This window comes from Thermoanaerobacterium aotearoense, from assembly GCF_009905255.1.
GTDB classification, from domain to species: Bacteria; Bacillota; Thermoanaerobacteria; order Thermoanaerobacterales; family Thermoanaerobacteraceae; genus Thermoanaerobacterium; species Thermoanaerobacterium aotearoense.
Map to the genome: position 1 here is coordinate 1675776 of NZ_CP047602.1, position 13145 is coordinate 1688920.

The following is a 13145-nucleotide window of genomic DNA, read 5'->3' on the forward strand; positions in this document are numbered from 1 at the left end:
TACTTTAGAACAGCAGTTTTTCTGCAACTCTTAGTTTTGCACTTCGAGATCTTGGGTTTACTTTTATTTCATCTTCATTTGGTACAACAGGTTTTTTAGTAACAATCTTTATTACTGGTTTTTTCCCGCATGTACATGGCAAATTCTTAGGGCATGTACACGGATCCTCCAGTTTTTTGTAAGTATTTTTTACTATTCGATCTTCTAATGAGTGGAATGTTATGATAGCAATTCTTCCACCTGGATTCATTACATCTACAAAATCAGCAATAGCATCTTCAAGCCCCTTTAGTTCTTCATTGACTTCAATCCTTATGGCTTGAAACGTCCTTTTTGCAGGATGCGGTCCTGTCCTCCTCTTTGATGCAGGTATTGCTTTTTTTATTATGTCTACTAACTCAAATGTGGTCTTAATAGGTTTTCTCCTTCTTTCTTCAACGATAAACTTTGCAATTCGTTTAGCCCATAGTTCTTCACCATAATCAGAAATTACCTTTGCAATTTCATCTTCTGAATAATTGTTTACAACATACTCTGCTGTAAGGTCACTTTCTTTGTCCATTCTCATATCAAGCGGGGCATCGTGCATGTAAGAAAATCCCCTTTGTGCCTCATCTAATTGATATGAAGATACTCCAAGGTCTAATAAAGCTCCATCTATGCCCTCAATCCCACATTTTTTTAATATATCTTTTATATTCTTATAATTGTCATGAATATACGTTACATTATTGAAGTCTTTAAGCCTAATAGATGCAGCCTTTATGGCATCCATATCCCTGTCGATTGCGATTAATTTTCCCTTATCAAGCCGTCTTAATATCTCCATTGAGTGACCGCCACCGCCTAAAGTTCCATCTACATAAATACCATCAGGCTTAATTTCTAAATATTCAATAGTCTCTTGCAACAACACGCTTTCATGTTTGAAATCCATAAAAATCACCTTATATGTTTAAGTCATCTAAATGTTCTGCAACATCTTCAAAAGAAACATCAATATTATTTGAATATTCCATCCATACTTCTTTGCTCCAAATCTCTACTCTTGACGATACCCCAATTATTATGACTTCTTTCTCAATTTTTGCATGTTCTCTCAAGATGTTCGGTATTAATACTCTTCCCTGCTTGTCTATTTCGCATTCAGTGGCGCCTGCTAAGAAAAATCTGGTAAACGCTCTGGCATCTTTTCTGTTAAGTGGCAGCGTCTTTAGCTTTGCCTCAATATTTGACCACTCTGACATGGAGTAAGCAAAAAGGCAATTGTCAAGCCCTCGCGTCAACACAAATTTATACCCCAGTTCGTCCCTGAACTTGGCAGGTATAAAAACTCTCCCTTTTTGATCTATTGTATGTTCATATTGCCCCATCAGCATACCGAACACCCATTTCTGTTACACTTCTAACCACTTTGCACCACTTTAAACCACTTATTATGTTTATTCTATATAAAACTCAAAAATCCTTCAACAAATTTAAAATTTTTTCACAAAAAAATAACGAGTATGACTCGTTATCAAAAATTATATTTTTACGGCTTTACTATCGACAGTACACAGTTGTCTTCATTAAAATATGTCTTAAATCTATCTAACACATCATCAGGAGTTATATCTTCTATAACAGACGTAAAATCCAAGATATTAATGTCTTTCATGTAATATGATATAAAGTTGTGTGCAATGCTTTCAACAGAATTAAATGATTTTATAAATCGACCCAGCAACTTCCTCCTGATTCTATAGAAATCAGCATCGTCTATTTTATAAATGGATGAAATTTTAGCTATAAGAGCCTTTTTCACAGCTTCAGGATCTATAGATTGCCCGCCTATTATAGAATATCCATGATCTACTTCACCTACGTACTCCACATCAAAAGTTGTATCAATAAGTCCATCATTATAAAGTTCTTCATATAAGTCAGAGCTTCTGCCAGCTAAAATCTCTAAGCAAATCTGTGTAGTTATGTCCTTTTTAAGTAACCTCTTTCCTCCATAACCTATGTCATTGTCTTTAAATCCAATATTAAATAGCGGCATCGAAACGGACATCTTTTGTTCTACATAATTCTTGTTTATTTTAGACGGCTCATTAGGATAAATGCGTTTTATATGACCATCTCTTTTCTTTGATTTAACATTATCATTTACGATTTCTGCAACTTTATCCACGTCAACATCGCCAACCGCAAACAACACCATATTTGAAGGATGGTAAAATGTATTGTAGCATTTGTACAAAATATCTTTGTCAATTTTCGATATAGATTCAATAGTACCAGCAATATCTATCTTGACAGGATGTACGTGGTACAATCCACCTAACATATTAAAAAACAGCCTCCAAGACGGATCATCATCATACATGCGAATTTCTTGAGCTATTATGCCTTTCTCCTTTTCGACATTTTCATCTGTAAAATAAGGCCTTTGGACAAAATCCAAAAGAAGTCTTAAATTGTCGTAAAAATTGTCTGTGCATGAAAACAAATAAGCAGTAGTTGTAAAATTTGTATAAGCATTTGCAGAAGCTCCATTCTTAGAAAACTCTTCAAATATACTTCCGCTTTCTTCTTCAAACATTTTATGCTCCAAAAAATGCGCAATGCCGTCTGGCACATGCGTAGGCTCACTTTCACCAGGAATTATAAATTCTCTGTCGTTAGAGCCATAATGAGTCGCAAACATGGCATATTGCTTTATAAACCCTTTCTTAGGCATTACAAAAACATTCAAGCCACTTTCATGCTCATATTTATACATTTTCTCTTTTATCAAGTCATTAAATATTTCCATCATTTCATATCACTCCTCATTTTTTGTCATGAAATAGACAGTGTCTAATTGTAACTTCTTAGAGACGTCTACGATGTCATCTATGGTAACTTCTTCTATCTTCTTTATAAAATCATCTATGCTGTAATCTGTATGTGAAAGTTTCTGTGATAAATAAAAATCTGCCAGTTGTGTTCCACTGTCTTTTATTGAATTAAGCGAGGAAACTAAGGCTTTCACAGACGAATTAAATTCATAATGAGATATGTTGCCTGATTTTATCTCCTCTACTTGCTTTTGTATTATCTCCAACGCTTTCTCGTAATTTTCAATTTCAATGCCTGACATTACAAGCATTAATCCTTTAAATCTTTCTAACCTTGTCTGAGCGTAATATGCAAGGCTTTCTCTTTCTCTAACATTCATAAAAAGTTTAGAGAAAGGTCCTCCTCCTAAAACACCGCTTAATACTAAAAGTGAAAAATACTCCTCGTCCCATGGATTTACGTTTGTCCTGTATCCTAAAGTCAGCTTGCCTTGAGTAACATCAAGTCTATCTTCTACATATTTTACCTTATCAATCTTTCTCAATATGGGCGTATCTGGAATCACTTCTACATTCGTTCTCTCTATTTTAAAGTGTTTGTTGAAAAACTCTTTCACATTATCTACGTCCACATTGCCTACGACAAATATATCTATCGGAAGGCTTTTAATTGCTTTTTTATAATATTCATAAAGATTTTTTTCATCTACTTTATCTACGTCATCTACATTTCCAAGCTCATAAATTGAGTAATCTTCATCCTTGCACATTTCCTCTATACACCTTTCAACGGCGTATTTTGTCTTTTCATTTATGCGAGAATTGATAAGATTTTTTTGTTTTTCTTTTTCTTGCTGCACATATGTTTGTTCAAAACCACCGTTTAATATTAACGGATTCAAAAGTATATCTGATATAAACTTAACGCTTTCTTCCAATATATCTTCTTTTAAATATGTACTATCTACAATCTCCATCTTAAACTGTGCAATCTGCCTCTCACCTTTTTTATAAACCGAATAAGCAAACATAGCACCATAAAGATCTTCTAAATGTTTTGTTATCTCTTTGTACGTTTTAAAGTTAAAGCTTCCTCTCCTTAAAACCGATGGCAGCAATGCAAATTTTGCTGTCTCATGGCTTAATTTATTGCTTATATATACATTAATTGTCACTGTCTTAAACTTATTAAGCTTATTGACATATAACTCAATGCCATTTGCCATGTTTTCCTTTATGATGGACATATTTTTCACTCCTTCTATAATAATCCAGTTGACCTAATTATATTTAAAAAGTACGAATATGTCAACAAAACATAAACCCGGGTTTCCCCAGGTTTATATTATGCACTTGGCGTTATCCTTTTTAGTATCTCCGTTATCTGTTTAGTAAATTCAGACAATGGTCTTCCGGCTGCTATTCCTTTTGCGATATTGTTTATCCTCGTATATAGATCGGGATCAGATGTTACAGATACATTCTTTATCCCTTTATCAGTATCTCTCACTGTCTTCTCTACTTTTTTCTTAACCTGCGTCTCATGAGTGCCTTGGACACTGGCCTTCATGTCAATACCTACGATAGCAGTGTTTCCAGATATAACTACAGTAGCCTTGTTTACTTCAGGAAGTTTTGCCACATTGCTGGCTATTTTTGCTGCTCTCACACTTTGCGGAACCGGCTTTTTCGCTGGAGTCGGTGTAGTAGGTGCAGGTGTTGTTGGAGTTGGTGTCGTTGGCACTCTTGACGGTGCAGGAGTAGTCATGCCTGGTGACGGAGCTGGTGTCGTCCTAGGTGTCGTAGGAGTATATCTTGTTGGCAATGGCTTTTTAGATGCCTTGCAACCCGTCAAAGATATAGACAATGCCATTATCAATGCTAAAAGTATTAAAAAAATTTTTTTGCTATTTTTCAATTCAAACACCTCCAATCAATATTTTGCTCAGATGAAGTCAATTTATTACAATATCCAATGTAAATTCTATCCAATATCTTGGTTTGAAGTTTTATGTTTTTTCATATATAATTCTATTTGATGCATTTAGAAAAAATTTTTCTTGATTTTGAAAAGCGGAGGAATACAAATGGAAATAGGAATAGTTGGTCTACCTAATGTTGGAAAAAGCACAATTTTCAATGCGATAACACAAGCAGGCGCCGAATGTGCAAATTATCCTTTTTGTACGATAGAACCTAATGTTGGAATTGTATCTGTACCCGACAAAAGGCTTAATGAACTGGCAAAAATCGTGAATCCTCAAAAGATAATACCTGCCACGATAAAATTTGTCGATATAGCGGGATTAGTAAAGGGCGCCAGTAAAGGCGAAGGGTTAGGCAATAAATTTTTATCGCACATAAGAGAAGTCGATGCAATATTAAATGTCGTCAGATGCTTTGATGACAGCAACATAACTCACGTTGAAGGCAGCATTGATCCAATAAGAGACATTGAAATAATAACATTGGAGCTCATACTGGCTGATTTGGAAGTTGTCGAAAAGAGAATTGCAAAGACTTCCAAATATGCTAAAAACGATAAAACTGCTGCATTCGAATTGAATGTGCTGGAAAGAATCAAAAAGACATTAGATGATGGCAAGCCTATACGCACAATGGACTTTGATGATGAGGAATTATCCTTTGTAAATCAACTTATGCTCCTTACTTCAAAGCCTGTTATGTATGCAGCAAATATATCAGAAGACGATCTTATATCTAAAAACGAAAATGAGTATGTTAAAAAACTTAAAGAGTTTGCAAAAAATGAGAAATCTGATGTTATTGTAATATCAGCAAAAATAGAAGAAGAACTTTCGTCACTTCCAGATGAAGAAAAATATGAATTGCTTTCTGAATACGGCTTAGAAGAACCCGGATTAAACAATATAATTCGTCATGGATATTCTCTTTTAGGGCTTATTACATTTTTTACAGCAGGGCCAAAAGAGGTCAGAGCCTGGACTATTAAGCAAGGTACGAAGGCGCCACAAGCTGCCGGCAAAATACACTCAGATTTTGAAAAGGGCTTTATACGTGCCGAAGTAATATCGTATAAAGATTACGTCGAATCAGGTGGAGAAACTCCAGCAAAAGAGAAGGGATTGATGAGATTAGAAGGAAAAGATTATGTCGTAGAAGATGGAGATATAATAGTATTTAGATTTAACGTATAAAATCCCATAGATTAATATCTATGGGATTTTTCAGCTTTTAACTTTTATCTCATCTATTTCAAGACTGCTGATGAATTGCTCATAATCTAATTCTTTCTCACCTTTAATGACATCATCTAAATCCGGCTTTATAATAGGATGTTTCGGAACGAATATGGTGCAGCAGTCTTCATACGGCCTTATAGATATATCGTACGTCCCGATTTTTTTAGAAATTTCAACAATTTCGCTTTTATCCATTCCAATAAGTGGTCTAAACACTGGCATGTGTGTCACTGCATTTGTGCAGTACAAGCTCTCTATGGTTTGGCTGGCAACTTGTCCTAAGCTTTCGCCTGTTATAAGCGCTTTTGCTCCGTACTTAAGAGCAATGTTTTCTGCGACTCTCATCATCATCCTTCTCATTATAATAGTAGTCAATTTTGGAGGACACTTGTCGTATATGGCCAGTTGAAAATCTGTAAAATTCACCACATGCAAATATATATCTTGCCCATACTCTGAAAGTTTTTTGCACAAATCAATTACTTTGTCCTTTGCACGCTCCTGCGTATAAGGTGGACTGTGAAAATACACAGCTTCTACTTCTACTCCTCTTTTCATCATCATCCATGCTGCAACAGGGCTATCAATTCCGCCTGATAATAAAACCACAGCTTTTCCATTGGTACCTATGGGCATTCCTCCGATTCCATCTACCGTATCAGAGTATAAATACGCCTTCTCCCGTATTTCCACATTCAAAACTACATCAGGGTTGTGCACATCAACATGAACGTCATCGACGTTTTTAAGTATTTCGCCTCCAATCATTCTGCTTATTTCGATGCTTTCATAAGGAAATGATTTATTAGGTCTCCTCGTCTCCACTTTAAAGCTCTTACCTGAATGATGTCGCATAACCTCAATTGCTGAATCGCATATCGCATTAAGGTCCAATTCCACTTTTTTAGCTATTGTTATCCCAACTATTCCAAATACCTTTCTGAGCCTGTCAATAGCTTCTTTTGCATTATTGCTTGTTTCTACATATATTCTCCCATGGGTCTTCTCAACTTTGACCCCATCAAAGCTTTTTAAAGCTTCTTTAATGTTTCTAACAAGTTTATTTTCAAAAAAAGATCTATTACCGCCTTTTAAAGCTAATTCACCATACTTTATAAGAATAACCTCCATTTTTACCTCCTTTTGTATCTCCTTAAGAAATTCACTTTCTCCTTTAAAACTTGAATAGCATAATCTATTTCTTCCTCTGTATTAAATACGCTCAGCGAAAACCTAATCGCACCTTCAATGTATTCGTGACTTAGTCCTATAGCCTTTAATACATGGCTTTCAGTATTTTTATGAGATGAACAAGCAGAACCAGTTGACACATATATGCCCTTTTCTTCCAAAGCGTGAAGCAGCACCTCACCTCTTACACCTAAAAAGGATATATTTAATATTTGAGGAGCACCGTCGTCGATGTCAGGACCATTTAAGTGAATATCAGGAATCTCACTTTTTATACCATCGTACAATCTTTTCTTTAATGCTCTAAGTTTACCCTCGTACTCAATAAAATTGTCCTTCATAAAGCGACATGCCTCACCAAGTCCCACAATACCTGGCATATTTTCGGTCCCTGACCTTAAATTTGCTTCCTGTCCTCCACCGTACAAAATAGGTTTAATTTTAGTTCCTTTTTTTACGTATAGAGCGCCTATGCCCTTTGGTCCATGCATTTTATGTCCGCTTATAGACAAAAGGTCTATGTCAATATTTTTTAAATCGATATTAATTTTTCCTACTGCCTGTACACCATCAACATGAAAATAAAATTTATCTTTCATCCGTTTTAATTTAGCAATCTCATCTAATGGTTCTATAGTGCCTATCTCATTGTTGGCAGCCATTATAGACATCAAAATCGTCCTGTCATTTATGGCATTTTTTAGTTCATCTAAGTCTACATATCCATGATTGTCCACATTAAGATAAGTGACATCAAAGCCTTCTTCTTCAAGCTGCTTCATTACGTTCAATACAGATGGATGTTCGATTTTGGTGGTTATTAGATGATTGCCATTTCTTTTCATGCTATGCACAATACCACGTATAGCCAAATTATTTGATTCAGTTCCACCTGATGTGAAAAATACTTCATGTGATTCACACCCTAATAATTTCGCCACATCTTCTCTGGACTTGGACAATATCTTTTCTGCATTATATCCTTTACGATGTACCGACGATGGATTGCCGTATTCGACTTCCATTGCTTCAACCATTTTTTCAACTACTTCTCTACGAACTTTCGTCGTGGCACTATTGTCAAGATATACCTCCATACATATCAGTCCTCACATTTTTATGTAATTCAAATATATTATATGTTAATAAGGATATATATTTCAACAAAAATTTAGGGCCCAATAGATGGACCCATTATTTTTAAAACTCCTAAGCTTCTTTAAACGATGTTTCACTTGACTCATCTTCACCGCTGTCAACATGGAAATCAACGTCATCAGTATCAAATTGGCTGATTCTATCTTTTATGCTTTTATGGTAAGATGAATCGCCAAATTTGTTAACAGCCAATTTTGCCTGATTTACATTGTTATTTATTACGCCTGCACCGCCTATACATCCTCCGATGCAAGCCATGCCTTCTATAAAATTGTTTGGCAATTTGCCAGCTTTCATTATTTTCAATGTCTTGTTGCATTCATCAAGCCCATTGCATACTACAGGGTTTACTTCAACATCCGCGCCTATTTCTTTAACGGCTTCAACCACAGCCTCTAAGACGCCTCCAGATCTTGCAAACTTTCTTCCAAAAAGCGTAGCATCATCCACTTCCACATCTTGCTGTTCTTTCATGTCTATTTTTGCCGCATCCAACACAGCAACCATCTCTTCAAATGTCATGGCAAAATCCGTTATGCCCTTTACATCATCTCTCATGACTTCCGATTTCTTTGCAGTACATGGACCTATAAATACTGTCACTGCCATAGGATCGTGTTTTTTGATGTATTTCGATATAGCTGTCATTGGAGATACAGTTGTCGATATATTTTGCGATAGCTCAGGATAACTTTTCTTTATGTGTGCCACAAATGCAGGACAACATGAACTCGTCATGACTTTTATGTCTTTTATTTTATGGCTGAATTCTTTGGCTTCTTCCATAGCTACAAAATCTGCGCCAAGAGCAACTTCAATCACATCAACAAATCCAAATTCTTTTAAAGCAGATTTTATCTGTCCTACAGTTACATCCTTAAATTGGGATGCTATGGCTGGCGCTACCAATGCATAAACTTTTTTCCCGCTCTTAATCGCCCTTATAATGTCTACAATATAAGACTTATCGGTTATGGCTCCGAATGGACATGCCAATGTGCAAGCACCACACGAAGTACATTTTTCGTAATTTATGGCAGCTTTCAATTCTTCATCCATAGTTATGGCCTTTGCTGAACAAGATCTAATACACGGCCTCAAATTGTCAGAAATAGCATTGTATGGACACGCATCTTTGCACCTGCCACACTCTATGCACTTGTCGTAGTCGATGTTGGCCTTTTTGTTTATTATCGTTATGGCTCCTTTTGGACATACTTCTGTACACCTATGAGTAATACACCCTCTACAAGCTTCAGTTACACGATACCTTTTGATAGGACACTCCTCACAGGCAATATCTAAAACTTGAATTATCGGCTCTTCACCGTCAACTGCATGTTTCATAGTGCGCTTTAAATTTTTCCCCATTGCGACTTTAGTTCTCTGCTCAATTATAGCCCTTTCCTTATACACGCAACACCTAAACCTCGGTTTTGTTCCCGGTATTATCTCGTAAGGTATTTCGTCGTATTCATCTTCAAGCCTATCTTCAAGCGTCAATTTAGCTACGTTGTAAAGCACCTCGTACTTTAACATCTGAACATCTGTGTTAAACTTAAACAAGGCAATCTATCCTTTCTAAAAATAATTTACTTCCACATTTTTATTTAATCTCTCTAATAAGCTTATAAGTTCTTCCACAATCCTGACCTTTATTCTAAGATCGGATGGAAAATCAGGATTTTGATGGGCACTGTTTACAGCCTGGCCTACTAAGAAATTTACGTCAGTAGCGTAATTTAAGATTTTAAATAATCGAGTTGCAGCATCTTTTTTTGAAAATCTCAGCAAATTTGAGTCTTTATCATTCATGTATTCTTTGAAAATTTCAACAGTCTTTCTTAAAGTCAATACGCCCTCTGTCACCAGATCAATCCCATCAATATGTGCATAAGGAGGTATATCAGGATCAATATACTCGGTAGATGTAATCACGTCTTTATTTAAAATCCTGCTTACAATTTTTGCAGCGGTACCACCACATACTACCTTTAAGCCTTCACTTTTCATGAGTTTTTTAACAACCCATTCATCCATATTCTTTAAAATCGGCGGTCCTACCATTACCGTAACTTTTTTAGATTCGTTAACTTTTATCACTATTGCAGTTGTATCATCGCCTGGCCTATTTTTGTACAAATTATTGCAGGTTGTTATAAGTTGTGAACAGATATCTGATGCATCGCTGTAAACTTCCAATACTTTTGATAAATATTGTTTAACATTATCCCATTGCCAACCAAGATTTAATATCCCTCCTACGCCTGCATGAATTACTCCATCAGATACAACTATCAGCGCATCATTCAAATCCAATTTGAAGCTGCTTTCAAAGATTTTCTTATCACCTATTTCAACACATTTTCTATCGACCTTCTTATGCACACCATTCTTAAAATAAAAAACCGATGGATTGTCATATTCAACTAAATGAGCATTGTCCCCATATATAGAAACAACAGTAAATGTTGAATACGCTATATTTCTTTCTTTGCATATTGGCAATGTCTCAGCCACCGTTTCTACAACATCTCTTAGCTCAGAACCCATATCCAACATTTTTGACACTATTCGCGTTGTCAAAGTAGATAGAATATTCGCCTTAACACCGCTGCCAAGGCCATCTGCCATAACTGCCATTGCATAATCTTTCTTTCTTATTATTTGAACACTATCTCCACACAGTTCTTCATCGTATTTATTCAATGATGCATGTGCAATATCGATGTAATGACTCATTCATCATCACCTTGATTTAACAGCATATCTTTCATCTTAGTCAGTATCACTTTTGTCTCCGCAGTCGTTTCTCCTAACAAGCTTGCTATCTCTTGTGCAACCTTCATCTGTCTATCTATCACTTGCTGCGCCAATTGGTAGTTTTCCCTTTTAAGCTTTGAGAAGCTCTCCTTTTGTTTCTCCATCTTTGTTATATCTGTAAAAATTCCAATGGCAATTTTATATTCTTCCAAATAGTAGATGCTTTCCAATGCTATGATTCCGTAATTTTTAAACGAAACTTTTTTATTAAAAATGCTTTTCTTATTTTCAATAACCTCTACAAAATCAGATATATCAAAGATCAACGATAAATCTTCACCTTTAACCATGGCTGAATTTACCAAAAACATCTTCTCAAACGCTCTATTCATATCTTGAATTTCATACTCATTATTAACTGCAATTATAGCGTTTGGAGTAGAACTTATTATGATATTAGACAGCGTTTCAGCCCTCCCTCTCATATATGGCAAGCACATATACGGTTCCGCCATTCCGTTAAAGACTGCAATAGCCTTTTCCCTGCAAGTGTCATAGCCACATGCACCGCAATTCAATTCGTCTTCTACAGAAAACTTGCCAATCTTCGACAATATCTCTTTTATCTCCATCTCGCTTGGCATTTTCCATCTATCACTTAAATCAATAAACTTTCTGCTTAAATCTAAGGAAAAATCGGTAATGCCGCTGAAATCACCGCTAAACCTTTCTTTCATGCGAGAATAGCTTATAACTTCTTCTTTTCTTTTTGCAATACCACTTTCTAACTTTCCAAATGCAGGGCCATTGATGCAGCCTCCATCACAGGCATTAGCTTCTATCCAATATCCGTGTAGATTGCCAGCTCTTAAATCATTTAAAATATCTTTCACATTTTCTATCGATGATACAGAGATAAATTTTCTTAAATTTAAATCAACATCCATGCAATCCATGGTTTTGCCCTCTATTGGATACAATTTAAATCGGCTTTCAGAGTCAACATCTTCTAAATTCTCTTTCGTGCATTCAACACCTATTTTATTTGTATTAAACAAATTCATTACTTCTTCAAAAGTCAATACAGCATCTATAGCGCCTTCACAGCTAAAATCGCTCATCTCTGCTTTTTTAGCAAGGCACGGGCCTATAAATACGACTTTCACACCTTCACCGTGTATATTTTTTATAGCTCTTCCAACAGCCACCATCGGCGATACAACTGGCACAAGGCATTTTATAAGATCAGGGTAGTATTTTTCAACCAAATAATTTACCGATGGACATGAAGTAGTAATCAAATTGTCATATTTCAAATCATTATAATACCTTTCATACTCCTTAGATATAAGCATAGCACCTACTGATGTCTCAACTATCATTTCGGCTCCTAAACTTTTTAAAGCCTTTAAAAAGTTCAAAGCACCATCATGTCCAACAAGAGCAGGATATGATGGAGCTACAGTGAAAGCAACTTTTTCTCCTTTATTTAAAAAAGATTGAACTCTTTCTACGTCTGATCTAACTGTTTTTGCATTCTGAGGACAGATATTTAAGCATCTTCCGCATGCTATGCACCTGTATTCTATGATTTCAGCCTGTTCATCATTGACTTTTATCGCTTTTACAGGGCAATATCTAATGCATTTATAGCAGTTTCTGCAATTGGCTTCTTTGAAATTAATGACACTCATTTTAGTTCACCTAAAACATGTTCTTTAAAAAATCTCTCAACGCTATTTGGTTTTATTGATAAACACGCACCGCCATCAATTTTTACAGAAACCGCCCTTAAACAATTGCCCATGCAAAAGTCAGCCTTCAACTCCACTTTATCCTCAATACCGTAATTTTTAATCATTTCTTTTAATTTGTTTATAACATCGTAGGAACCTTTTAAGTGGCATGAACTTCCTACACAAACAGTAATAACCATAAAAATCACCCGTATACTGTATACAATTATTTTATTACATAAAAGAAA

Annotated in this window: 12 protein-coding genes; 1 reads left to right on the top strand and 11 read right to left on the bottom strand. The window is 35.6% G+C overall.

The genetic code is table 11. The features are described 5' to 3' along the window. Positions 1–4: 4 nt before the first annotated feature. From rsmH to GSH73_RS08515, 5 genes are all read right to left on the bottom strand, one after another. Positions 5–937, bottom strand: a complete 933-nt coding sequence (gene rsmH, locus GSH73_RS08495) for a 16S rRNA (cytosine(1402)-N(4))-methyltransferase RsmH (RefSeq protein WP_014758438.1) — start codon at positions 935–937, stop codon at positions 5–7. A 10-nt stretch (positions 938–947) separates the two neighbouring features. Then, positions 948–1379: a division/cell wall cluster transcriptional repressor MraZ gene (gene mraZ, locus GSH73_RS08500; RefSeq protein WP_038069353.1), complete on the bottom strand. Its 432-nt coding sequence runs from the start codon at positions 1377–1379 to the stop codon at positions 948–950. A 155-nt stretch (positions 1380–1534) separates the two neighbouring features. Then, entirely contained in the window at positions 1535–2803 is a 1269-nt protein-coding gene (yfmH, locus tag GSH73_RS08505) for an EF-P 5-aminopentanol modification-associated protein YfmH (protein ID WP_014758436.1), read from the bottom strand. A 6-nt stretch (positions 2804–2809) separates the two neighbouring features. Beyond that, positions 2810–4072: an EF-P 5-aminopentanol modification-associated protein YfmF gene (gene yfmF / locus GSH73_RS08510; RefSeq protein ID WP_014758435.1), complete on the bottom strand. Its 1263-nt coding sequence runs from the start codon at positions 4070–4072 to the stop codon at positions 2810–2812. 98 nt (positions 4073–4170) lie between these two features. Then, entirely contained in the window at positions 4171–4743 is a 573-nt protein-coding gene (locus tag GSH73_RS08515; protein WP_014758434.1) for a YhcN/YlaJ family sporulation lipoprotein, read from the bottom strand. A 169-nt stretch (positions 4744–4912) separates the two neighbouring features. On the opposite strand from GSH73_RS08515, the gene ychF reads away from it, so the two are divergent. After that, positions 4913–6004 (top strand): redox-regulated ATPase YchF, encoded by a 1092-nt coding sequence (gene ychF / locus GSH73_RS08520; RefSeq protein ID WP_014758433.1) that lies wholly within the window; start codon positions 4913–4915, stop codon positions 6002–6004. Positions 6005–6034: 30 nt separating this feature from the next. On the opposite strand, the gene thiI is transcribed toward ychF, so the two are convergent. The 6 genes from thiI to GSH73_RS08550 form a co-directional block, all read right to left on the bottom strand. Beyond that, complete coding sequence (gene thiI / locus GSH73_RS08525; protein ID WP_014758432.1) at positions 6035–7180, bottom strand: tRNA uracil 4-sulfurtransferase ThiI; 1146 nt, start codon at positions 7178–7180, stop codon at positions 6035–6037. Positions 7181–7182: 2 nt separating this feature from the next. Beyond that, the gene (locus GSH73_RS08530) at positions 7183–8337 is read right to left on the bottom strand and encodes a cysteine desulfurase family protein (protein WP_014758431.1); all 1155 of its coding nucleotides are present in this window, start codon (positions 8335–8337) and stop codon (positions 7183–7185) included. A gap of 112 nt (positions 8338–8449) precedes the next feature. Next, on the bottom strand, positions 8450–9964 hold the full coding sequence (locus GSH73_RS08535) for a 4Fe-4S dicluster domain-containing protein (RefSeq protein ID WP_014758430.1): 1515 nt from the start codon (positions 9962–9964) through the stop codon (positions 8450–8452). A gap of 15 nt (positions 9965–9979) precedes the next feature. After that, positions 9980–11140, bottom strand: a complete 1161-nt coding sequence (locus tag GSH73_RS08540; protein ID WP_014758429.1) for a SpoIIE family protein phosphatase — start codon at positions 11138–11140, stop codon at positions 9980–9982. Next, positions 11137–12855: a [Fe-Fe] hydrogenase large subunit C-terminal domain-containing protein gene (locus tag GSH73_RS08545; protein ID WP_014758428.1), complete on the bottom strand. Its 1719-nt coding sequence runs from the start codon at positions 12853–12855 to the stop codon at positions 11137–11139. The genes GSH73_RS08540 and GSH73_RS08545 overlap by 4 nt, the downstream gene beginning before the upstream one ends. Then, on the bottom strand, positions 12852–13097 hold the full coding sequence (locus GSH73_RS08550) for a (2Fe-2S) ferredoxin domain-containing protein (protein ID WP_014758427.1): 246 nt from the start codon (positions 13095–13097) through the stop codon (positions 12852–12854). The genes GSH73_RS08545 and GSH73_RS08550 overlap by 4 nt, the downstream gene beginning before the upstream one ends. Positions 13098–13145 lie beyond the last annotated feature (48 nt).